Here is a 22,493-nt window from a genome sequence, read left to right as displayed (position 1 = left end):
GAGGCTTCGGGCGCGCCCGCGCCCGAATTTCCGGTCAAGATCAAACGTTCAGCAGCAGGTGCTCGCGCTCCCAGGGGCTGATCACCTCCAGGAACTCTTCATATTCGGCGCGTTTCACAATGGAATAGACCCGCGCGAAATCCGCCCCCAAGACCTCGTGCAGTGCCTCTGCTTCGTCGAACAGATCCAGCGCCCCGCCCAGGATGCGCGGGATCGCTTCTTCTCCGTCATAGGCGTCGCCCTTGAATTGTGCACTGGGGCGGCGCTGTTGCATCAGGCCAAGGTATCCACAGGCCAGCGACGCGGCGATGCCCAGATAGGGGTTGCAATCCATACCTGCCAGCCGGTTTTCCACGCGGCGCGACTGTGCAGAGGATATCGGAATACGGATGCCGGTGGTGCGGTTGTCGCGTCCCCACTCCAGATTGATCGGCGCGGCGTGATCGCGCACATACCGACGGTAGGAATTCACATAAGGCGCCAGCATGGCGATGGCCGAAGGCAAGTGGTTCTGCAACCCGGCGATAAAGTGAAAGAACGCATCCGTATCGCCACCCTGCGGGCCGGAAAACAGGTTCTGCCCGGTCTCGATATCAATGATCGAGTGATGCACATGCATGGCCGATCCCGGTTCGCCCTCGATCGGTTTGGCCATGAAGGTGGCATAACAATCATGGCGCAGCGCGGCTTCGCGGATCAGGCGTTTGAAGAAGAACACCTCGTCGGCCAGCTTTACCGGATCGCCATGCACCATGTTGATTTCCAACTGCCCGGCACCGCCTTCCTGGGTGATCCCGTCAATCTCGAACCCCTGCGCCTCGGCAAAATCGTAGATATCGTCGATCACGGGTCCAAACTCGTCCACCGCCGTCATCGAATAGGCCTGACGCGCCGCCGCCGGGCGGCCGGAGCGGCCCATCATCGGCTCAATCGCCTTGGCAGGATCGATGTTGCGCGCCACCAGGTAAAACTCCATCTCGGGCGCCACCACCGGCTCCCACCCCTGATCGCGATAAAGCTGGACAACACGTTTGAGCACGTTGCGCGGGCTGAAGGGGATCGGCACACCGTCCACGTCATAGGCGTCATGGATCACCTGCAAGGTCCAGTCCCCGGTCCATGGCGCCGCAGAGGCGGTCGCCCAATCAGGGCGCAGGATCATGTCGCGCTCGATAAAGCCGTCCTCGCCCGCCGCTTCGCCCCAGTCGCCGGTGATGGTCTGGTAGAAGATGGAATCCGGAAGGTGAAAATACTCCTGGCGCGCGAATTTCGACGCCGGAACGGCCTTGCCCCGGGCAATGCCTGGCAGGTCGGAAATGATGCATTCCACCTCGTCCAGTCGATGGCCCTCAAGATAGGCCTGTGCCGCTTCGGGAGTTTTGTCGAGCCAATCGCTCATTTGGTCCTCTCTTGCCGAAAGAAATCGGCGAACTGATCTGCCAGGGTCTGGTTGGCGGTCGGGTGGGGGAGGGCGTTGAGGGCGGAATCGAGCCGGTCGTCGGGGACAACGCCGCGACCGCGGGTTTTGATCAAACCCTCCATGAAGTTCGTGTCGAATTCCGGATGGGGTTGCACGGTCAGCGCGCGGTCGCCATAGGCGATGGCGGCGTAGGCGCAGAAATCGTTGCTGGCCACCACCGTCGCCCCCGGCGGAAGCTCTGTCACCTGATCCTGATGCCAGGCGTTCAGCGCAATCTCGGTGCCGCCGAAATCATAGACCTGTCGGCCCACGGCCCAGCCGCCACCGAATTTCTCGACCTTGCCGCCCAGGGCCTGTGCAATGATCTGATGACCAAAGCATACGCCCACCATGGGCACTTTCCGGGTGATGGCATCGCGGATGAAATCCTCCAGCGGCGGAATCCAGGCGTGATCTTCGTAAACGCCGTGGCGCGAGCCGGTGATCAGCCACCCATCCGCGTCATGCACCGATTCCGGCAGGTCGCCGTCAACCACGCTCCAGCCCTCAAAGTCAAAATCCTGCCCGGACAGAAAATCCTGGAAGATACGGATATAGTCGCCATAGGCGTCGCGCAGCGTATCCGGCGCGTGTCCGGTTTGAAGAATGCCGATTTTCATGTCTCACCAACTGTTCGCCGCTTTCGGGGTGCCTTTGTCATACACGCTCCAGATAGGTTTTCCAGCGTTCCGCCTCGGGGATGTCCGCCAGCACCAAACGTTCCTGGCGTTTCGTCATCACCATGTTACGGATCAGCTCCGCCGGAAGACAACGGGCGATGAAGGGATCAGAGCCGAACAACTCGATGGCCTCGCCCCAGTCGGTGCACAGCTGCGGCAGGTCCAGATCATAGGCATTTCCCGTGATCGGCGGGGGCGGGATCAGCTCCTCTTCAATGCCTTCTATTGCGGCGCCCAGAACGGCGGCAAGCAGCAGATAGGGGTTGATATCCCCCCCGGCGGTGCGGTGTTCGATACGGCGCGCGGCGGGGGCGCCGCCAGGCACGCGCAACGCAGCCGTCCTGTTTTCATAAGCCCAACACACGCTTGTGGGCGCGTGGGCGCCGATCGCAAACCGGTCATAGCTGGGACCGTGGGGTGCAAAGATCAGCGTGCTGGCGCGCATCGCGGCGGCACAGCCCGCGAGGGCCTGTTGCAGTGTCCCGGTGCCCTCCGGGCCGCCATTGTCAAAGACGTTCCGCCCCTGTTCATCCACAACCGAAAAATGCACATGCATGCCGTTGCCTGCATCTTCGGCATAAGGCTTGGCCATGAAAGTGGCGGCCATGCCGTGACGGCGGGCCAGCCCGCGCACCAGCAGCTTGAAGAGAAGCGCGTCATCGGCGGCGCGCATGGCGTCCTGGTGGTTGAGTGTAACCTCGAACTGGCCCAGCCCGCATTCCCCGATCATGCTTTGCACCGGGATGCCCATGGCCTCGGCACCGTCATAGAGTTCGGTAAAGAACGGATCAAAGGCATCCAGCTCATTCAGAGAGAGCACTTCACCCGCAAAAATGCGGCGTCCCGAACGCGGGCTGATTGGAGGCTGGATCGTGTTGTCGTTGTCATCTACAAGGGTGAATTCCATTTCAGTCGCGGCAAAGACCCGCCAGCCACGGGCCAAGAACCGGTCCAGCACGTGGCGCAGGGCCTGGCGGGGATCGCCCAGGAACGGCGCGCCGGCTTCGGTTTGCATGGTCATCGGCACCAGCGCCGACGGGGTGGACAGCCAGGGCATCGGAACCGGTCCGCGTTCGGTGGGCATCAGGATGCCGTCGGCGTCGCCGGTTTCGAACACCAGGGGGCTGTCCGCGATGTCATGGCCCCAGATATCCACGTTCAGCGCCGACAGCGGCATCCGCACGGTTCCCGTTGCCAGCTTGTCGGCGAAGCTTGCTGGGAGGCGTTTGCCGCGCATCTGGCCATTCAGATCGGCCGCGCCCACGCGGAATGTTCGGTACTGTCCAAGCTCCATGAGACACCTTGTTGGGTAATTTGATCAAATTATTCACGGGCGGATCACGCTTGTCCAGCCCCAAAATGGCGGGTCGGCCAAACGTCGGTATTGCGTCGGTATTGCGGCGGTTTGGTTCGGCCAGTTCGGGACATCGGGCGGGGAAGGCGGCCGCAAGCGGATTGCAAGCGACCGCGTGTGGCCCGACAGGTCAGCGAATTAGGTTCGGGCGAAAGCGAATCTTTCGTTTGGCCTCGCGCGGCATGTGCCGGTTGAGGTGATTGTTCACCAGCGAAAACACCCCGACAATCACCAGCGTCAGAAGGATGAAATAGAACGCCAGGATGGGATACGGGATAAACGGGTTGAACGTCTTGTCGGCGAAATAGCTGGCATAATACAGTGCGTCGCCCTGCTGTTTCAGGATCGGGAATCCCGAGAAAAACACAAGCGTCGTGGCGTGGAAGAGAAAGATCGCCTCGTTCGTATAGGCCGGCCAGGCCAGCCTCAGCATGGTTGGGAAGGTGATCCGGCGGAAGCGGGTCCAGCCGGCCATGCCATAGGCGTCGGCGGCCTCGATATCGCCCTTGGGGATCGACAGGAGCGCACCGTAGAAGATTTCGCCGGAATAGGCGGCGGTATTCAGGAACAGCACCACCAGCGCGCCCAGCCAGGCCGCCGTGAAGGCGCCCAGGAAAGGCATGCTTTGCTTCACTGTCAGGAACAGGAAATAGGCAAAAAAGAACTGGATGAAGAGCGGCGAGCCGCGAAACAGGAAGATGAACCATTCGGCCGGTTTGCGGATCAGCCGGTGTTTCGAGCTTTTGCCAATCGCCACAGCCACCGCAAGAAAGAATCCGGCACACAGGGCCAGAACACCGAAGTAGATGTTCCAGATCATGCCCGAGCCGATCAGGGTGAATTGCTGGCACAGCCCGTAATCGTCGCGCGGCAAAAGCCGTTCGCCGATCCCGATCGAGCGCAGCGCGTAGGCCTGTATGGTGTCCCAGCAACTCATGCTCCGGCCCTCCGCTGAGCTTCGCCGCCAGCGGTGGCCTGCCCGTGGGTAAGTTTCGTCATCAGCTTGTTCAGGACCACTTCGGAAACCTTCGTGAAGCAGAGGTAAAACACCAGAAGCGCAAGGAAATACCACATGCGCCAGTCGCCATGGGGATAATCGGTAAAGCGGGCATTCTTGGTGCCGCCCAGTTCGCGCGCCCAATAAACGATGTCTTCGATTCCCAGCAGGAACAGAAGCGGCGTGGCCTTGATCAGAACCATCCAGAGGTTGCTGAGACCGGGCAGCGCATAGACCCACATTTGCGGCACAAGAATGCGCCAGAAAGTCTGGCGCCGGGTCATGCCATAGGCCTCGGCGGTTTCCAGCTGGGCGCGGGGCACGGCGCGCATGGCCCCGAACAGGACATTTGAGGCAAAGGCGCCAAAGACGATGGAAAAGGTCAGCACGGCCAGGAAAAAGCCATAGGTCTGATGCACCCATTCCGGCGCGCTGGACAGGGGCAGCTTGGCCTGCTGGCAGACCACGAAATCATTGCCCTGGCGGATTGCGTCGGGCCAGTCCGGGCATTTCACCTGATGGCGCACCCATTCGAACCCCTGATCCAGCGCGATGACGAAAAACAGGAAGAAAGCGATGTCCGGCACGCCGCGCACGATGGCGGTATAGCCCTTGCCCAGCCAGCGCAGTGGCGGAATGCGCGAGCGCGCGGCGGTGGCCCCGCCAAACCCGAACAAAAGCGCGGTGGGCGCGGTGATCGCAAGAAGCAACAGCACGGTGAAGACCGAGGAATACAACCCCATATGCTTGCCCGTGGTCAGGTAGCAGGATGCCCACCTGAGCCCTTCAAGCGTGTCCGGTTCCGCGCAATAGGAAAACATCTGTCGGTCTGTCCTTGTCCGTCAGGCCGCCGTATCGTTGGCCCGCATGGCCGGGGCAGGGGCGATTGTTGGGCGGATGCGCGGGCGGTGCCGCGCATCCCGGGATCCATCCGGATCAGTTTACCACAGGGAAGAGACTTCCCATTTGGCGATCAGCTTGTTCAGCGAGCCGTCGTCCTTCATCGACTGGATCGCCGCGTCGAACTTGGCGCGCAGTTCACCGTCGGACTCACGCAGCCCCATACCGACGCCGCCACCGATGGATTCGGTCCGCTCCAGCATCACCAGACCGTCCTGGCCCACAACGGTTTCCAGAAAGCTCTTGTCGGCCAGTACCGCGTCGGCCTCGCCATTGCGCACGGCGGCCACGGTTTCCTCGGGCGTGGCGAATTCGATCAGGGTCCAGCCCTTTTCGGCGATATAGGCCGCCTGGATGGTCGCCGCCTGCGCCGCGATCACGGCACCCTCGACATCAAGCCCGGAATCCAGCGCCGCATAGGTGGACGGATCCGGCGGGGTGTAGGGCTGGGTAAAGTCGATGACCTCGTCACGCTCGTCGGTGATCGACATGCCGGCGACAATGGTATCGTAGTTGCCCGACACCAGGTTCGGAATGATCGAATCCCAGTCGTTCTTGACCCATTCGCATTTCAGCTCGGCGCGCATGCACAGTTCGTCGCCCAACTCGCGCTCGAACCCGTCGATCTCGCCGGCATCGTTGACAAAGTTCCAGGGGGCATAGGCGCCTTCTGTGCCCATGCGCACGGTCTTGCCGTCGCCATCGGCCAGGGCGAGTCCGGCGCTCAGCGCCAGAACGGCGGTGCCAAGGATAAGCTTTTTCATTTTGGTTACTCCCATGTTTGGTTTCTTCTTCTTGGTTCAGGCCGCGGTCGAGCTGAGAAACTGCTGCAACCGCTCGGATTTGGGCGATCCGAACAACGTTTCGGGATCGCCCTGTTCCTCGATCAGCCCCTGATGCAGGAACACCACGTGATCCGACACATCATTGGCCAGTTTCATGTCATGGGTCACGATCAGCATGGTCCGGCCTTCTTCTGCCAGCGCCTTGATCACGCGCACCACTTCCTGTTCCAGCTCGGGATCGAGCGCCGAGGTGGGTTCGTCGAACAAAAGGGCCTCGGGTTCCATGCACAGCGCCCGCGCAATCGCCGCGCGCTGTTGCTGGCCGCCCGAAAGTTGCGCCGGGTAGACATCGCACTTGTCGCCGATCCCCACCTTGTCCAGATATTTGCGCGCCGAGGACTCGACCTCGGACCGGTCCCGCCCCAGCACCGACAGCGGTGCCTCCATCACGTTTTGCAGGATGGTCATATGGGCCCACAGGTTGAACTGTTGGAATACCATCGACAGGTTGGTGCGGATACGCAACACCTGCCTGGCGTCGCCCGGATGACGGTGCGGGCCACTGCCGCGCCACGTGACAGGCTCGCCCTTGAACAGGATCTCGCCCTGCTGGCTGTCTTCCAGAAGATTGGCGCAGCGCAGGATGGTCGATTTGCCCGATCCCGACGAACCGATCAGCGAAACCACGTCGCCCCGCCGGGCGGTGATATCGACCCCCTTGATGACCTCAAGGTCGCCATAGGCTTTGTGCAGGTTGCGGATTTCCAGAACGGGCGCGGTATCAGCCAAGGGGTCCCCATCGGTGTGATTGTCGTATCAGTGCCTCAATAGGAATGAAAAAACGCACGAATGCAACGTTCAAAAGGGATGACGCGGGGGGAATTGCGCCGAATTGCCCGGTCGGGCTGCCGAATGGTCAGGGTGCGGGCGGCAGGGGCATCGCCAGATAGGCGCTTTGTGGCAGATCTACGATGCCACGCAGGCCAAGCAGCGCCCGATCCGCCGCCGACATCCTGTCAACAGCGCCGCGCAGCGCGCCGCGCAGCGCGACCGGATCGCGCCCCCCGGCAGTGATAAACGGCAGCGCCGGGCTCGGGGCGGTGCGCCCGATTTCAACCAGATCGGCCGCGAAATCATCAAAGCGCCGGATCAGGTCCCAGGTCAGCGCGTCCAGCGCGGCGAGATCCGCCCGCCGCTCTGCCACCGCCCGGGCCGAGGCGCGATGCGCCCCGGTCTCAAGCCGCGCACCGATGCTCAGCCCATGGGCGGCGAAATGCGCGCATGGGGCGGCCCAGCCCGATTGCGACAGCGCTTCATTATAGGCCAGGCTGGCGCCGTCAAACGCCGCCAGCGGGGCGCCAAGGCGCGCCCTATGCGCGACCAGAACCGAGTTGTAATGCCCCGGCGGACAGCCAGGCAGGCCATAATCAGGGGTTGCCACCAGCGTGACATGGCTATGCAGCCGTGCCCGGTAGGGCAGGCCACAGGTTTGCGCCAGCAACAGATCGGGGGATTGCCAGATGTCCCACAGATCCGCGTCGCGGCTCAGCCCGTCCGGCCCGTTCCCCAGCGCCGCCCGAATGGCCTGCCAAAACCGGTCATTCGCCGCGGCCGTTTCCGGGCGGTCATACATGGCAAGACTGGCGATCATCCGTCCCCGGCCACCCTCTGGCGGGCCAACGCGCTGTCGCGGTCGGAAATGCCCAGAAGATTGGCCGCCAGCCGCACCAGCGCGTCTTCCTCGTCATCGCGCTGCCCGTCCGCCAGAACCACCTGCCACATCGCCTCGATCACTCCGGTCCGCTCGTCCAGCGGCACCGCCTCCTTGATCGCACGGGTAAAGCGCACCGTGTCGGGCGCCTCGTCCTCCAGCACCTCGGCCTCCCGGCGCAGGGCGTCGGCCCCGGCCTGATCCAGCCCATAGCGCCTGGAAACGATCCGAACGATCTGCTCGGCCTCTTCACGGGCATATTCGCCATCGGTGCGGGCAATGCGCACCAGCAACGCGGTCAGGGCAAGGCGGGCGCCGCTGTCGTCCAGCGGTTCGGGGGCGGGCGCCGTCAGGCGTTTCAGGAAATCGGCAAACATGGGCAATGGTGTAATCGCAACATCGCGCCCCTGCAACGGCTCTTCTTTTGGCCAAAAATATCCCGGGGGAGTCGCCAGGGGCGACGGGGGCAGCGCCCCCTCTTTTTCTACTGCCCCGCCAGCGGCGAGTCGGTTGCGTCAATCCCCAGCATGGTCTCGATCTCCCGCAGGGTGGCATCCTCCTCGGGGGCATGGGCGCCATCGGCCATGATCACCCGCCACAAGGCGCGTACCATCGCCAGCCGGTGGGGATAATCCACGTTCTGCCTGATCAGCAGGGCAAAATCGGGGGTGCCGGGGGCGGCGGCGTCAAGTTTTTCGCAGGTGGCGCGCATCTTGGCGGCCTCGACCGGGTTGAGATGAAACGTGCCGGCCAGGATGCGGTCGATCTCGCCGATCTCGGCGGCATCATAGTGCCGGTCCGATTTCGCCACCCGGACCAGCAAAGCCCCCAGTGCGAGCTTTTCATCCGGTTCGGGCAGGGCCGGTTCGGGCACGCCGCCCCGCAGACGAAGGAACAGGGCTTCCCACATCAGCCGTCATAGCCTTCGATGATCACCACATCTCCGGTGCTGTGGGCCTCGCGGATCGCCTTGGCGGCCTGATAGCCGGGGCTGTGGTAACAGTCCAGCGCCGCCTGGTAAGAGGGAAATTCAATCACCACGTTGCGGCTGCGGCTGCTGCCTTCGGGTGTTTCGAACTGCCCGCCACGCACCAGGAACCGGCCCTGATACGCGGCCAGCGGCGCGGCGTTGGCGGCAATGTATTTCTTGTATTCGTCCAGATTGTCGACATCGACACGCGCAACCCAATAGCCTTTGGCCATCATCCTGTCCCCCTTTTGAAATGCTGTCCCGGCAAGGCTGATACAGAACGCGCGGCTTGGCAAGGGGGCGCCGGGATCAGCGGCGCGTCAGCAGGGACAGGGTGGCGTTTCGCTCAAAGCGCAGATTGTCCATCGCGATGCCTTCGGGATCGGAGTTTTCGATCACCAGTCCGGCAATATCCGCAATGTCATCAAGGCGTTGAAAGCCATAGCTGGCCTCGGCCAGCGGGCCGAGGCGCAGGGTATGAATGGGGCGCCCGTCACGGCGCAGAAAGGTGACGCGGGCCTCGCCCAGCTCGCCGCCGCGAATGTCAAAGGCCAGCGCGGACTGGTCGTTTTCAAACAGCACGGCAATGGCGCCTTCGCCGGTGGCTTCGGGTTTGGGAAAGCCTTCTGGGCCATGGCCATGCAGCACCGAAGTGGCCATCAGGCGCAAAATGCCCAGGGTTTGTCCGGGCGCGCCGGGCAGAAGGGCCAGCGGTGCCAGCGCGGTGCCGCCGACACGGTCGAAATTGCCTTCGCGGCTCAGGATCTGCCCGGCGAACCGTTCGCCAAAGGACACGCCGGGCTGGATCAGCAAGCCGTCGATCTGGCGGCCCACGCCAAAGGAACTGGGCTGATCGTCAAAGGTGATGACGCGCGCCAGCGACAGCGTATCGGCCCCGACCAGACAAACCGGCGTTTCGCAGGCCGCCGCGGGCAGCGCGGCAAGGCTGGCGGCAAGGGCAAGGGTGGGTATGAGGCGCATGGGGCAAGGATAGCGCCGCCGTGGAAGGCCGCAAAATGAATTTTTCGCCAGTCTTTTCGATTCGAAAGGTTAATGCCCCTGTTTTGCGGGGATCTGGGCGTTGGTATCACGTCGGTATTGCGTCGGTAACACGTCGGTGCAAGTTCGGTATCCGGGGGGTGTAAAGTGAGCGCACGCAAGGAGTTGGCAAGGAATGCAACACCGCCAGGCTTGTTCACCATGACGTGCTCCGCAAGCGGTGGCACGGCTCTGGAAGATCGGTTGTGCTACACTGGTCGCCGGGAGGCGCACCATGTTTGATATTGACCGTTTTGTATCCGATTGCCGCGACGCGGTGGATCATGACCCGACACATAAGGCCGCCGCCGAAATTGTGCGGCGGGCAATGGCGAACCCGTCGGCGGTGATGGCCGCTTTGGGGGAACCAACCGAGCCGGGCATCACGCCGCTATACCAATCACCTGATCTGACGATCCTGAATCTTGCGTGGCGACCGTCATTTACGATCCCGCCTCATAATCATGAGATGTGGGAGGTGATCGGCATCTATGGTGGGCGCGAGGACAATATTTTCTGGCGCAGGATCAAGGATCATCCTGACGGGCTGATCGAGGCGGCGGGCGCGCGGGCGTTGTCGACGGGGGATGTTTGTCCGATGGGGCCGGACATCATCCATTCCGTTACCAACCCGATCCCGCGCCTGACCGCGGCAATTCATGTGTATGGCGGCGATTTTTTCGAAGCGGAACGCAGTGAATGGGAACCGGACGGTTTGACCGAGCACCAGCTTGACATGAGCTCGGTTCGGGCCCGGTTTTCCAAGTGAGGGCAGGCGTTCGGGCCAGGCCCGGACGCGTTGGGACGGGGGTCACACCAGCCGCGAATTATCCTTGGCGGCGCGCACGAAATCGCGGAACAGGGGGTGGGGATCAAACGGTTTGGATTTCAGTTCAGGGTGGAACTGCACGCCGATGAACCACGGATGATCGGCCCATTCGACAATCTCGGGCAGGCGGCCATCGGGCGACATGCCCGAGAATTTCAGACCGCAGTCTTCAAGCTTGTCGCGATAGGTGGTGTCCACCTCGTAGCGGTGACGGTGGCGTTCTTCGATCGCGGTGGCGCCATAGACCCCGGCCACTTTCGTGCCTTCGCCCAGCACCGCGTCATACGACCCAAGCCGCATGGTGCCGCCCTTGTCGTCGTCATGCTTGCGCGTGACCTTGGCGTTGCCCTGCACCCATTCCTTGAGGTGATAGACCACCGGTTCGAACCGTTTGCCGCCCGCTTCGTGGTCGAACTCTTCGGAACCGGCGGTCCGGATCCCGGCGACATTGCGCGCCGCTTCGATCACGGCCATCTGCATTCCCAGGCAAATCCCGAGATAGGGCACCTTGCGTTCGCGGGCAAATTGCGCGGCCTTGATCTTGCCCTCGGTGCCGCGCTCGCCAAAGCCGCCGGGCACGAGGATCGCGTCATAGCCTTCCAGATAGGGCGCGGCGTCTTCCTTGTCGAACACCTCGGCATCCACCCAGGACACGTTCACCTTGACGCGGTTGGCCATGCCGCCATGGGTCAGCGCCTCCTTGATGGATTTATAGGCGTCTTCCAGCTGGGTGTATTTGCCGACAATCGCCACGTTGATAGTGCCGTCGGTGTTGTGGATGCGGTCCACCACGTCTTCCCAGACGCGCAGATCGGGGCGCGGGGCGGGGGCAATGCCAAACGCATCGAGCACGGCCTGGTCCAGCCCTTCGCGATGATAGGCAAGCGGCGCCTCGTAGATCGACTTGAGGTCATAGGCGGCCACGACGTGCTCTGTGCGCACGTTGCAGAACAGGGCGATTTTCTGGCGTTCTTTCTCGGGGATCGGCTGTTCAGAGCGGCAGACAAGGATATCGGGCGCGATGCCGATGGATTGCAATTCCTTGACCGAGTGCTGAGTGGGTTTGGTTTTCAGCTCGCCGGACGCGGCCAGATAGGGCAGCAGCGTGAGATGCATGAAGATGCACTGACCGCGCGGCTTGTCGTGGGAGAACTGGCGGATCGCCTCGAAGAAGGGCAGGCCCTCGATATCGCCCACCGTACCGCCGATCTCGCACAGCATGAAATCGACCTCGTCATCACCGATGCCGATGAAGTCCTTGATTTCGTTGGTGACATGCGGAACCACCTGAATGGTCTTGCCCAGGTAGTCACCGCGCCGTTCCTTTTCCAGCACGTTGGAATAGATGCGCCCGGAGGATACCGAATCCGTGTTGCGCGCGGGCACGCCGGTAAAGCGTTCGTAATGGCCAAGATCGAGATCGGTTTCGGCGCCATCGTCTGTGACGAACACCTCGCCATGCTCAAAAGGTGACATCGTGCCCGGATCGACATTGAGATAGGGATCAAGCTTGCGCAGGCGGACGGTATAGCCGCGCGCCTGGAGCAGCGCGCCCAAAGCCGCAGAGGCCAGCCCCTTGCCCAGAGAAGAAACCACACCGCCGGTAATGAAAATATAGCGTGCCATCTGCCTGGCGACCCCCGTGATAGTCGATGTTTCAAAGCGCCCGAAACGGCCGAAACCGTCACAGCATCACGGGACTTACGTCATAAAGGATTCGCAGCTATTTGGCAACCGAACCGCAAGATGCTGTTGCGGCGGTTTTTTCTGCCTCAAGCTGTGGTGGTGTGGCCCGGGTGGGGCCTGGCAACCGGGTATCAGTCGGCGCGCGGCACCAGCGGTGCGGTGTCGCCTTCTGCCGGGGGCAGCAGGCTGTCGCCGGCGGGTGCCACGGGCGCGGTGCTTTCCTCGGCCGGGGCCTGTGTGCCCAGGCGATCAAACACCGAACTGGACGAGGATTTCTGCGCCGCGATGATTGTCAGCGAGATCGAGGTCACGATGAAAGCGGCCGCCAGAACCCATGTCACCTTGCCCAGGGCCGTCGCCGCCGCGCGGCCCGACATGACGCCGCCGCCGCCGCCGCCCGATCCCATGCCCAGGCCACCGCCTTCCGAACGTTGCATCAGCACGACCCCGGTAAGGGACAGTGCAAGAAGAAGGTGGATGATGAGGATGACGTTTTCCATATGGACCTGCTGAGCGAGCGTTCGGTTGGTTCAGCGCGCTATGTAGGCAAGTTTGGCGCGGGGGGCAAGGCGGTTTCGGGCGGCAATGTGCGGCCGATGCCGTTGGCGCCGTGAAAGAAGCTGTGCATGTCCTCAGCCGCCAGGGCGCCGGCCCAGTCGCGAAAGGCGCGCACGTTGGGCAGTTCCCATCTGTCCGGCGCCCCGATCAACGCGAACCGGCCATGTGGCGTGGCACAGGCCATGTGCGGCAATGGCAACACGAGTGCACCGCTTTCCAGTTCTTCGCGGCACAGGAACAGATCGGCCATGACCAGCCCGCCGCCCATGGTGGCGGCGCGGGCGGCCAGATCGAGATTTGGGAAAGTCTCGCCGTTGGCCGGATCCAGCACGGTGACATCGAAATACCGCGTCCAGGTGGCCCAGTCTTCGCGGGTGGGGCTTTCGTGCAGCAGGGGCAGGCCGGTCAGGTCATGCGGACCGGTGACGGGCCGGCGCCCCTCCAGCAGGGACGGGGCGCAGGCCGGCGCGAGCAGCATGGGAAAAAGGGGCTGTACCTTCAGCCCGGCGCGCCGCCCGGGCCAGTGTTCCAGCGAGAGGCCAAGATCGTGTTCGGCGGGATCCAGCCCGCCCTGGCCATAGAAATCCGTGGTCAGACGCACGCGAATGCCTGGATGGGCGCCGCGGAAGTCCGCCAGGCGCGGGAACAGCCAGCGGATCGACAGACCCGGCGGACAGATCAGGCGCAGGTCGTCCGCCCGGGCGCCAATCCTGGAGGTTTCGCGGCTGATCCGCGAGAAACAGTCGCTCAGGACCGGCAGTAGCGCCTTGCCCGTTTCGGTCAGGGTCACGCCGCGCGCATGGCGATGAAACAGCGCGACGCCCAGATGCTCTTCCAGCAGCCTGACCTGCCGACTTATGGCGCCACGGGTGACGCACAATTCGTCGGCTGCGGCAGTATAGCCGTTGTGACGGGCGGCGGCCTCGAAGGCGCGCAGGGCGTTGAGAGGTGGCAGTTTCATGGATCAGTTTTTCTTATCCAAAGGGACAGCAATCATGGTTTGCCCGCAAGCCAGCGGATCTCCAGATTAGTCAGGAGAGAAAGGCATGGAGTCAATAGTTCATGATCCTGGGAATAGATAACGACAGGTGCCGCGGAGTGCCGGAACGTCGGGATGTCAGGTGGCGGATGCGGCTTTGGATGAGAAAATTTCGCAGCGGTCTTCGTTGGCGGCGCCTGGCACGACAGCGGGCGCGTGAGGCGTTCAGGCTGGCCGAGACCGCGCCACATCTGTTGCGAGACGTTGGATTTGACGATCTGCCAGCGCCGCGCGCGCCCCTGCCGGCGGCGCGGTTCTGAGCATGGCTGGACAGGGGGGCAAATTTCGGCAAATCTGCATCCATGCCTCATGACCACGACCACCCGCACAGCCTGTTGCCGCCCGACCCCGCGTTGCGGGTCAAGGCGTTGGAAACCATCCTGACCGAAAAGGGGCTGGTGGATCCGGCCGCGCTGGACGAGATCATCGACACTTATCAGAATCGGATCGGACCCAGGAACGGCGCGCGGGTTGTGGCGCGCATGTGGTGCGATCCGGGGTTTCGCGAAGAAATGTTGAAGGACCCGATGCCGCGCCTGCGCGAGATGGGGCTGTATGGGCGGCAGGGCGAACATATGGTGTTCGTCGAGAATACGCGGGATGTGCATAACGTGGTCGTCTGCACGCTGTGCAGCTGTTACCCGTGGCCCCTGCTGGGCATTCCGCCGGGCTGGTACAAATCCGACGCCTACCGCGCCAGGGTGGTGCGCGAACCGCGCAAGGTGCTGGCAGAATTCGGAGTGGACCTGCCCGGGGAAACGCGGGTGCGGGTCTGGGATTCCACGGCCGAAATCCGCTATCTGGTCGTCCCGCAACGTCCCGAAGGCACCGACGGCATGGACGAACCCGATCTGGCCGCGCTGGTGACACGTGATTCGATGGTTGGTACGGGGCTGGTACCGGGGCCGACGCCATGAGCCGGGTGCATGACATGGGAGGGCGGTTTGGTGACGGTACGGTCGCGCCCGGCGAGGACGCGGTGTTTGCCGCCCCCTGGCACGGGCGCGCACTGGCATTGACACTGGCGGCGGGGGCGTTGGGACACTGGACCATAGATGCCTCGCGCCATGCCCGTGAAAGCCTGTCGCCAAGGGATTATGCGCGGTTTTCCTATTACGAGAAATGGCTCGCCGCGCTGGCCGACATGCTGGTGGCGCGCGGGATCGTAACCGAAGACGAATTGCAAGCCGGGCACGCGGCGGAGCAGTCGAGCCTGTCCGAACGGGCGCTGATGGCCGGGTCGGTGGCGGGAGTGCTGAAGTCGGGCTCGGTCTATGACCGGGCAGGACCGGCCCCGGCCTTGGTCGTCGGAGCCCGCGTGCGTACGCGCCGCCCGGCGCGCAACACCATGGTGGAGGGCGGGCATACCCGCCTGCCGGGCTACGCCGCCGGCGCCACCGGCACAGTGGTGCGGCTGCACGGGACGCATGTGTTCCCCGATTCCAATGCGCACGGACTTGGCGAGGCACCGGAGCCGCTTTATGCCGTGGCCTTTGAGGCACGAGAATTGTGGGGCGCGGCGGCGGAAGGTGACGAAGTGATCGTGGATCTGTGGCAAAGCTATCTGGAGCCGGCATGAGCACGCGCCCGGAACCGGCGTTCGAAGCGCCGTGGCACGCGCAGGTTTTCGCGTTGACCGTACATCTGAACGAAGCCGGGCATATCGGCTGGCCCGATTGGACCGAACGGTTTGGCGCCACGTTGAAACGGCACGGGCTGGCCAGATCGCTTGACGGGGGCGAGGACTATTTCAACGCCTGGCTTGAGACACTGGAAGCCTTTCTGCGCGAAAAGGGATTGGCCGAAGCCGAAGCGATGAAAGAGATGCGCGCGGCCTGGGAGGCGGCGTATCTGTCCACGCCGCACGGCGCGCCCGTGACCCTGGCGGAGTAGGGGGCCAGCCCCCTCTTGAGCCTGCGGCCCAATTCACCCCCGGGATATTTCAGGCCAAAAGAAGTTCCGGCGCTCATGCATCTTCATTTTGCCGAAAATACTCCGGGGGAGTCGCGCTTGCGCGACGGGGGCAGAGCCCCCATGCGGCCTGTCAGCCGTCGACATCGTCCATGTCGTATTGTCCCGACAGCATCCGCCGCACGATCGACCAGCCCAGCCCGATGCCCAGAACGATCGAAAGAGCCAGGATCGCAATCCAGGTGTTGAGGTCACGATTATCCAGGCTCAGCATGTTCCAGTCATACAGAACCCAGACCAGCGCGGCGACCACGGACAGCACAAGCAGCATGCCGAACCCGCCGATGGACCGGATCGTGGCACGCAAATAGATGATGTAGCCGATCAGCAGGAGCAGCCCCAGAAGCACGGTGAGCGGGGTTTCCTCGACATAATTGTTCATGCTCCAGTGGATATAGCTCCACTGGGTCGGGTTGAATGTCAGCGCCAGCAGAAAGAAGGCGAAGACCCAACGCAGCAACAGCCCCATCCCGTGTTCCCTTTTTTGTCTTTTAGTCATGGTTTGCGCAAATTCGCACCGTCTGTCCAGTGCTGCGGCGAATTTGCGGTTTCGTGTCGCGTGCAACATGGCTAAAAGGGCGCGGGTTCTGACACCGGAAAAAGGAATACGGCTATGGCCAATGTGGTTGTCGTGGGCGCTCAGTGGGGCGATGAGGGCAAAGGCAAGATCGTCGACTGGCTGAGCGAGCGCGCGGATGTGATCGCGCGGTTCCAGGGCGGGCATAATGCCGGGCATACGCTGGTCATCGATGGCAAGGTCTACAAGCTGCACGCGTTGCCGTCGGGTGTGGTGCGCGGCGGCAAGTTGAGCGTGATCGGCAATGGTGTGGTGCTGGACCCCTGGCATCTGATGAACGAGATCGCAACCGTGAGGGCGCAAGGGGTGGAGATCACGCCGGATACGCTGATGATTGCCGAGAACACGCCGCTGATCCTGCCGATTCACGGCGAGTTGGACCGGGCGCGCGAAGAGGCGGCCAGCAAGGGCACCAAGATCGGCACCACGGGGCGCGGAATTGGTCCGTGTTATGAGGACAAGGTGGGGCGCCGCGCAATCCGTGTGGCCGACCTGGCCGACGAAGCGACCCTGATCGCGCGCGTGGATCGGGCGTTGCAGCATCACGATCCGCTGCGCCGCGGTCTGGGCATTGATCCGGTGGACCGGGACGCGCTGATTGGCGCGCTCAAGGAAATTGCCCCCCAGATTCTGCCCTTTGCGGCGCCGGTCTGGAAGGTGTTGAACGAAAAGCGAAAAGCCGGCAAGCGCATCCTGTTCGAGGGGGCGCAGGGTGCCTTGTTGGACATTGATTTTGGCACATACCCGTTTGTGACCTCGTCCAATGTGATAGCCGGGCAGGCCGCCACCGGTGTCGGGATCGGGCCAAATTCGATCGATTTTGTGCTGGGCATCGTCAAGGCCTATACCACTCGTGTGGGCGAGGGGCCGTTTCCGACAGAACTGTTTGACGATGACGGGCAGCGGCTGGGCGAGCGGGGGCACGAGTTTGGCACGACCACGGGGCGCAAGCGGCGCTGTGGCTGGTTTGACGCGGCGCTGTTGCGCCAGACCTGCGCGACGAGCGGGGTAAACGGGATTGCGTTGACCAAGCTGGATGTGCTGGACGGGTTCGAGGTGCTGAAAGTGTGCGTGGGCTATGATCTGGACGGGGAACGGCTTGATTATCTGCCCACCGCAGCCGAGAGCCAGGCCCGGTGCACACCGATTTATGAGGAATTGCCGGGCTGGTCGGAATCCACGGAGGGCGCGCGCAGCTGGGCCGAATTGCCGGCCAACGCGATCAAATATGTGCGCCGGGTGGAAGAGCTGATCGATTGCCCTGTCGCGCTGTTGTCGACCTCGCCCGAGCGGGATGATACGATCCTTGTGACCGATCCGTTTGCGGATTGATCGCGTGACCGCTTTGGCAAGGAGGCTGGCATGGCGATGAGCTACAAGACCCGCAGGCGCGTGGCGCTGTTGATTCTGGTGGTGGGGCTGCCGGTGTATGTGATCCTGGCGATCAATGTCGTGGCGCTGTTCGAGCGGCCCTCGATCCTGTTGGAACTGGGCGTGTATATCGGGCTGGGGATCGTGTGGATCCTGCCCTTCAAATCGGTGTTCAAGGGGATCGGCCAGCCTGATCCCGACGACGGGAACGAGACATGAGAAAAGGCGCCTTTCTAGGCGCCTTTTTCCTTTTGGTTCAGGTTGTTATCCGACGGCCCTGTCATCGGGCTTGAAGTTGATCGTCGGCATGGCGGTAAAGCGACCGCCGGCGATTTTCTCGATCTTCTTCTCCCGCAACAACTGCCCAAAGCTGCGCAGGCCGATCTCGCGCGAGAAATCGTCCTCGTTGGCATCGCGTGCCATGCGCATCAGCATCGGGCGCGAGAAACGCTCGTGACCTTCGACAAAGGTGATATAGGCCGCGGCGGCTTCGAGCACTTCGGGCAGGCGGGTGGCGCCGACGCTTTCGGCGTAGTCGCGAAAGCCGCCCTGGACGGCTTTGGAAGACCCGACCGGGGCAGCCGCCCGCGCGGCTTCGTCGCGGTCGATCCGGTCGGCCGACACGCGGCGCGGGCGAACAGGGGCGCGCGGCGAGGTGTCGGATTGCGTGGTTTCGGTTGTTTCGGTGGTTTCGGCTGGCTCTTGCGCGGCCTCGGGGGCGGCGGGCGCGGGTGTTTTGGGGGCGGGCGTGTCGACGCGCTGTTCCGCGACGAGCTTGAGCGGCGCCGTGGATTTGCGGGTTTCGCGCGGGCGCCCGTCCGTGTCGGCGGCGCTGCCGGGCACGGCGCGCACAACACTAGCCAGATCGTCGCGATAGGCGTCGCTGTGATCGCGCGGAGACAGGTTGCTGCCAGCCTCCTTTTCGGCATTGGTGGCTTTGACAGCGGCGCGCAGATGCGCGATGGCGCGGCGGCGGCGGCTGCCTTCGGGTTCATCCATTTCGCTGTCGGCCTTGGCCATCAGGCGCGACAGGTCATCGTCGGTCCCGGCCACCTGGTTCAGGGCCTGGGCGCCGGGCGCCTTGTTTCTGGACGTGTCATGGGTGGCGGTGTCATGCGAGGCGTCCCCGGGCGCGTCGTCTTCGCCGGGAAGGGCGACCGCGTCGGTCAGCAGCAGGGCGTCTTCCTTGTGCGGGTCCAGTTCCACAGGCTGGCCCAGTTCGGCCTCGACCTCGGCCAGTTCGGCCAGAAGCTCGGCTTCTTCCTCGGGCGACAGGCTGGAGCCGTCGGACGCGCCCGCCATGTCGTCCTCGTCATCGTCCACCGGCTCTGCTTCGAGCAGGCCAGAGGCCACCGCCTCTTCGAAATCGGCCTTTTTCATGCGCACGACCCGGGCGCGCAGGGGCTGGGGCGTGTCTTCGTCAGCGATGGAGATTTCGTCTTCGCCAACGATTTCGTCCTGGTCAGTGTCTGTCGGGGCTTTGGTGTCTTCGTCGGCAATGGCGGCCTTGATCGACGCCATGGGGTCGGCGGCAGGTGCCGGTTCGCTGCCCATGTCCTCGGCATGTTCGTCTTCCGAGAAATCGTCGTCCGGGTCGGTCTCGACGCGGGATACCACGGCGCGGATGCGCTCCAGTTTGGCGGCGATCGAGTTTTCCGCGTACTCGGGATCTTCTTCGTCCTCGTCGTCTTCCCACGCGGCAAAGGACTCGTCCTCGGCCATGTCTTCGGCGTCATCCCCGGAGGTGGTGGCGTGCTCGAACTCGGCGTCGCCTTCGTCTTCGTCCTGGGGCTGAGCTTGCGTCGCGGTGTCCGGTGCCGCCGTCATGTCTTCGATATCGTCTTCGATCTCTTCCGGGGCGAATTCTTCGGTGACTTCGGCGGCGGCGGCGCTGTTTTCGGGCGCGGTGTCGACCATTGCCTCGGCAACCGGGGGTGGGGTGGGCTCGGATTCGGCAACCGCATCGGACGCCTCTGTCTGCGCCGCCTCCTGGGCCGTTGCGATGTCTGCCGCGTCGTCTGCCGCGTCGTCAGGCGCGATCTCGAAATCCTGCTCTTCGATGGCCGGATCCAGAGCCAGCGCGGCGACGGCGGGCGTTTCGGCCGGGATATCTTCGGCAATGTCCTTGGCGATGTCTTCGGGAGTGTCTTTGGCGGCGTCCGCAACCGCAATCGACTCGTCCACCCTCTCCATATGCCGGTCTTCACCGGAGTCCTTGCCGGCTTTGCGGCTGTCGGTGGGCGCGGCCGGTGTCTCGGTTTCGTCAGCGGCGGCACTCAGCACGATGGCGCCGTGATCGACACGCGCCCGCACGCGGCGTTCGATCTCGCGCTCGGCGATGCGGGCCAGCATCTCGGCATCGGGGGTGGGGGGCTCGGCCCCGAAATAACGGTCGTCGGCGGCCAGATCGCGAAAATATTCCGCGATCGCCTTCATCGTATCGAAAGATTCCTCGAACCCCTCAAGGGTACAGGAGAATGTTCCGTAGGAAACCGTAAGTACTTTGTTATTCGTAACCATGGATTGCGGATCCTTTGCACTGCTCGACATTCTCTTTACCACGAGAGGAACGACGAAACGTGACCGATTCTGTGGTAGGTAGCGTATCATTTCACGGCCAAAATGTGGCCCGTTGCCAGAAACACGAGGAAATCGCCCCTGATGACGGGTATTGTTCACAGTTCAGAACCAATCACCCTGGTCGGGGCCGGGCAAATCGCCGTCGGCGACCTGGATCGCTGTCTGGCGCTGGCGCCGGGGCTGGTGGCGGCGGATGGCGGCGCGGCGCATTGCCTGGCGCAGGGGCGGGTGCCGCGCGCGGTGATCGGGGACATGGATTCGCTGGCGCCGGACCTGCGCGCCGCGATTCCGGACGACCGGTTCCATGCCATTGGCGAACAGGACAGCACCGATTTCGAAAAGGCGCTGCGGGCGATCCGGGCGCCGGTCACGCTGGGCGCGGGATTTACCGGGGCGCGGCTGGATCACCAGCTTGCGTGTTTCAACGGGCTGGTGCGTCACCCGGATCGGCGCTGTATCCTGCTGAGCGATACGGACATTGCCTTTCTGGCGCCACCTGTCCTGGCGCTGCCGCTGACGGCTGGCACGCGGGTGTCGCTGTTTCCTCTGGGGCTGGTCGAGGGCGTGTCCGAGGGGCTGCGCTGGCCCATCGGGGGGCTGGTGTTCACGCCGGACGGGCGGATCGGCACGTCGAACCAGGCGATGGGACCGGTGCGGCTGGAGATGACGGCGCCCAAGATGCTGGTGATCCTGCCGCGCGTCTGGCTGGAGGTGGTGGTCAGGGCACTTGCGGCGCAACCCGGCTCATGGCCCGCTCTCGGATGACGATATACAGCCCGGCGGCCATGATGATCACGATGCCCAACGCGGCCGGGCCATCGGGCAGATCGGAGAAGATCGCCCAGCCGATCAGCGTGGCAAAGGGAATTTCAAGGTATTGCATGGGCGCCAGCGTGGTCGAGGGGGCATAGCGCAGCGACCATGTCATCAGCAGATGCGCGGCGGTGCCCATCAGCCCGATCAGCAAAAGAAGGCTGACAGTTTTCGGGTCGGGGCTGATCAGATGCATCTCGGGCCAGTCGGCATCCGCCCCCAGCACCAGCAGCGGCGCGATGACGGCCACGGCCATGACCCCGCTGACCGCCTGAAGCGAAATCGGATCGGTTTCCTTGGCGATCCGGCGCGTGACCAGCATGAACAGGGCAAATACCACGGCCACGACCAGCGGCAGGAGAGCGGGGGCGCCGACTTCGGCAAAGCTGGGCTGGATGACCAGCAGCGTGCCGGCGAAACCGACCGCACAGGCCAGGATCCGGCGCAGCCCGACCTCTTCGTTCAGCACGAATTTACCCAGCAGCAGCATCAGGAAAGGCATCACGAACGCGATCGCCACCGCATCGGCCAGCGGCAGGTAGCGCAGGGCCAGGAACATGGCACCGATGCCAATGATATGCAGACCGGTGCGCAGAGCGACCAGGGCGAGGATGGATCGCCGCATGCGCCAGGGGCGGCGGGTGATGATTATGATCGGGATCAGGACCAGCGCCTGTACCGCGAACCGCACCAGCAGGGTCTGCCCGATGGGCACGGCCGTCGACAGGATCTTGGCCACCGCGTCGCCCAGGGGGGCGAGGATGCAGAAGGCGAGCATCAGCGTGATGCCGAGAAGGGGGCGGTCCTGGGCCATGATCAAACGCTAAGTGGCGCGCCGGTTTAAGGCAAATGTTAAACGGGCGCTTGACGCTAGGTCATTGATATTGGTTGAAAAAAAGGGCCAGTGAAGACACCGGCCCAAAGGATTCGCGGCGCCCGGATACGGGCGCGCGCCGGGGATTATCCTATTTGTTCCTGCGATTTTCGATGAGGTCGTCGACGACGGAGGGGTCAGCGAGGGTTGAGGTGTCGCCGAGGGCGCCGTAGTCGTTTTCGGCGATTTTGCGCAGGATGCGGCGCATGATCTTGCCGGAGCGGGTCTTGGGCAGGCCGGGGGCCCATTGGATCAGGTCGGGCGAGGCGATGGGGCCGATTTCGGTGCGCACCCAGGTGCG

Annotated in this window: 26 protein-coding genes; 7 read left to right on the top strand and 19 right to left on the bottom strand. The window is 63.4% G+C overall.

The genetic code is table 11. The features are described from left to right. Positions 1–40: 40 nt before the first annotated feature. From I3253_RS16105 to I3253_RS16050, 12 genes are all read right to left on the bottom strand, one after another. Positions 41–1,399, bottom strand: coding sequence for a glutamine synthetase family protein (locus tag I3253_RS16105; protein ID WP_197918840.1), 1,359 nt, complete (start codon positions 1,397–1,399; stop codon positions 41–43). Further along, complete coding sequence (locus I3253_RS16100; RefSeq protein ID WP_197918839.1) at positions 1,396–2,079, bottom strand: type 1 glutamine amidotransferase; 684 nt, start codon at positions 2,077–2,079, stop codon at positions 1,396–1,398. Before I3253_RS16100 ends, I3253_RS16105 begins: the two co-directional genes overlap by 4 nt. A 37-nt stretch (positions 2,080–2,116) precedes the next feature. Continuing rightward, positions 2,117–3,433, bottom strand: a complete 1,317-nt coding sequence (locus tag I3253_RS16095; RefSeq protein ID WP_197918838.1) for a glutamine synthetase family protein — start codon at positions 3,431–3,433, stop codon at positions 2,117–2,119. Positions 3,434–3,623: 190 nt separating this feature from the next. Next, positions 3,624–4,430, bottom strand: coding sequence for an ABC transporter permease (locus I3253_RS16090; protein ID WP_197918837.1), 807 nt, complete (start codon positions 4,428–4,430; stop codon positions 3,624–3,626). Next, on the bottom strand, positions 4,427–5,311 hold the full coding sequence (locus I3253_RS16085) for an ABC transporter permease (protein ID WP_197918836.1): 885 nt from the start codon (positions 5,309–5,311) through the stop codon (positions 4,427–4,429). The genes I3253_RS16090 and I3253_RS16085 overlap by 4 nt, the downstream gene beginning before the upstream one ends. Positions 5,312–5,431: 120 nt before the next feature. Further along, entirely contained in the window at positions 5,432–6,154 is a 723-nt protein-coding gene (locus I3253_RS16080; protein ID WP_197918835.1) for a transporter substrate-binding domain-containing protein, read from the bottom strand. Positions 6,155–6,190: 36 nt separating this feature from the next. Beyond that, on the bottom strand, positions 6,191–6,964 hold the full coding sequence (locus I3253_RS16075; RefSeq protein WP_197918834.1) for an ABC transporter ATP-binding protein: 774 nt from the start codon (positions 6,962–6,964) through the stop codon (positions 6,191–6,193). Positions 6,965–7,091: 127 nt separating this feature from the next. Next, on the bottom strand, positions 7,092–7,826 hold the full coding sequence (locus tag I3253_RS16070; protein ID WP_197918833.1) for a phosphate/phosphite/phosphonate ABC transporter substrate-binding protein: 735 nt from the start codon (positions 7,824–7,826) through the stop codon (positions 7,092–7,094). Beyond that, positions 7,823–8,263, bottom strand: coding sequence for a tellurite resistance TerB family protein (locus I3253_RS16065; RefSeq protein ID WP_197918911.1), 441 nt, complete (start codon positions 8,261–8,263; stop codon positions 7,823–7,825). Before I3253_RS16065 ends, I3253_RS16070 begins: the two co-directional genes overlap by 4 nt. A 107-nt stretch (positions 8,264–8,370) precedes the next feature. Further along, positions 8,371–8,796, bottom strand: a complete 426-nt coding sequence (locus I3253_RS16060; RefSeq protein WP_197918832.1) for a tellurite resistance TerB family protein — start codon at positions 8,794–8,796, stop codon at positions 8,371–8,373. Then, on the bottom strand, positions 8,796–9,089 hold the full coding sequence (locus I3253_RS16055; protein ID WP_197918910.1) for a DUF1330 domain-containing protein: 294 nt from the start codon (positions 9,087–9,089) through the stop codon (positions 8,796–8,798). The genes I3253_RS16060 and I3253_RS16055 overlap by 1 nt, the downstream gene beginning before the upstream one ends. A gap of 76 nt (positions 9,090–9,165) precedes the next feature. Then, positions 9,166–9,837: a hypothetical protein gene (locus I3253_RS16050; protein ID WP_197918831.1), complete on the bottom strand. Its 672-nt coding sequence runs from the start codon at positions 9,835–9,837 to the stop codon at positions 9,166–9,168. 292 nt (positions 9,838–10,129) lie between these two features. On the opposite strand from I3253_RS16050, the gene I3253_RS16045 reads away from it, so the two are divergent. After that, positions 10,130–10,663 carry a cysteine dioxygenase family protein gene (locus I3253_RS16045; RefSeq protein ID WP_197918830.1) on the top strand — a complete coding sequence of 178 codons (534 nt, stop codon included), beginning with the start codon at positions 10,130–10,132 and terminating at the stop codon, positions 10,661–10,663. Between the two features lie 42 nt (positions 10,664–10,705). Here the strand turns inward: I3253_RS16045 and I3253_RS16040 are convergent, their stop codons facing one another. The 3 genes from I3253_RS16040 to I3253_RS16030 form a co-directional block, all read right to left on the bottom strand. Continuing rightward, a complete protein-coding gene (locus tag I3253_RS16040) occupies positions 10,706–12,349 on the bottom strand; it encodes a CTP synthase (protein ID WP_197918829.1) in 1,644 nt (547 codons plus the stop codon). 191 nt (positions 12,350–12,540) lie between these two features. Further along, positions 12,541–12,909: a preprotein translocase subunit SecG gene (gene secG, locus I3253_RS16035; RefSeq protein WP_197918828.1), complete on the bottom strand. Its 369-nt coding sequence runs from the start codon at positions 12,907–12,909 to the stop codon at positions 12,541–12,543. Positions 12,910–12,947: 38 nt separating this feature from the next. Further along, a complete protein-coding gene (locus I3253_RS16030) occupies positions 12,948–13,928 on the bottom strand; it encodes a LysR substrate-binding domain-containing protein (RefSeq protein ID WP_197918827.1) in 981 nt (326 codons plus the stop codon). A 380-nt stretch (positions 13,929–14,308) separates the two neighbouring features. Between I3253_RS16030 and nthA the strand changes: the two genes are divergently transcribed. From nthA to I3253_RS16015, 3 genes are read left to right on the top strand one after another with little or no spacing between them, the layout of a single operon-like run. After that, the gene (gene nthA, locus I3253_RS16025) at positions 14,309–14,923 is read left to right on the top strand and encodes a nitrile hydratase subunit alpha (protein ID WP_197918826.1); all 615 of its coding nucleotides are present in this window, start codon (positions 14,309–14,311) and stop codon (positions 14,921–14,923) included. After that, positions 14,920–15,585 carry a nitrile hydratase subunit beta gene (nthB, locus tag I3253_RS16020; RefSeq protein WP_197918825.1) on the top strand — a complete coding sequence of 222 codons (666 nt, stop codon included), beginning with the start codon at positions 14,920–14,922 and terminating at the stop codon, positions 15,583–15,585. The genes nthA and nthB overlap by 4 nt, the downstream gene beginning before the upstream one ends. Continuing rightward, positions 15,582–15,899, top strand: coding sequence for a nitrile hydratase accessory protein (locus tag I3253_RS16015; protein ID WP_197918824.1), 318 nt, complete (start codon positions 15,582–15,584; stop codon positions 15,897–15,899). Before nthB ends, I3253_RS16015 begins: the two co-directional genes overlap by 4 nt. Before the next feature lie 151 nt (positions 15,900–16,050). Here the strand turns inward: I3253_RS16015 and I3253_RS16010 are convergent, their stop codons facing one another. Then, positions 16,051–16,446: a DUF6524 family protein gene (locus I3253_RS16010; RefSeq protein ID WP_197918823.1), complete on the bottom strand. Its 396-nt coding sequence runs from the start codon at positions 16,444–16,446 to the stop codon at positions 16,051–16,053. A 144-nt stretch (positions 16,447–16,590) separates the two neighbouring features. Here I3253_RS16010 and I3253_RS16005 point away from each other — a divergent pair, with 144 nt between their 5' ends. Together I3253_RS16005 and I3253_RS16000 are read left to right on the top strand one after the other, a co-directional pair. After that, the gene (locus tag I3253_RS16005) at positions 16,591–17,886 is read left to right on the top strand and encodes an adenylosuccinate synthase (protein ID WP_197918822.1); all 1,296 of its coding nucleotides are present in this window, start codon (positions 16,591–16,593) and stop codon (positions 17,884–17,886) included. A gap of 30 nt (positions 17,887–17,916) precedes the next feature. Further along, positions 17,917–18,144, top strand: coding sequence for a DUF2842 domain-containing protein (locus I3253_RS16000; protein ID WP_197918821.1), 228 nt, complete (start codon positions 17,917–17,919; stop codon positions 18,142–18,144). A gap of 45 nt (positions 18,145–18,189) precedes the next feature. On the opposite strand, the gene I3253_RS15995 is transcribed toward I3253_RS16000, so the two are convergent. Continuing rightward, positions 18,190–20,445, bottom strand: a complete 2,256-nt coding sequence (locus I3253_RS15995) for a hypothetical protein (RefSeq protein WP_197918820.1) — start codon at positions 20,443–20,445, stop codon at positions 18,190–18,192. A 141-nt stretch (positions 20,446–20,586) separates the two neighbouring features. Here I3253_RS15995 and I3253_RS15990 point away from each other — a divergent pair, with 141 nt between their 5' ends. Continuing rightward, positions 20,587–21,270: a thiamine diphosphokinase gene (locus I3253_RS15990; RefSeq protein WP_232237137.1), complete on the top strand. Its 684-nt coding sequence runs from the start codon at positions 20,587–20,589 to the stop codon at positions 21,268–21,270. On the opposite strand, the gene I3253_RS15985 is transcribed toward I3253_RS15990, so the two are convergent. Beyond that, positions 21,224–22,132: a DMT family transporter gene (locus I3253_RS15985; protein WP_197918818.1), complete on the bottom strand. Its 909-nt coding sequence runs from the start codon at positions 22,130–22,132 to the stop codon at positions 21,224–21,226. The two genes, I3253_RS15990 and I3253_RS15985, sit on opposite strands and share 47 nt — an antisense overlap. 151 nt (positions 22,133–22,283) lie before the next feature. Beyond that, on the bottom strand, positions 22,284–22,493 hold a 210-nt coding region (locus I3253_RS15980; protein WP_408647843.1), incomplete at its 5' end, for an AMP-binding enzyme.

This window comes from Thiosulfatihalobacter marinus, from assembly GCF_016019955.1.
In the GTDB taxonomy this organism is placed as follows: Bacteria; Pseudomonadota; Alphaproteobacteria; order Rhodobacterales; family Rhodobacteraceae; genus Shimia; species Shimia marinus_A.
This window is presented reverse-complemented; position numbering and strand designations above follow the sequence as displayed.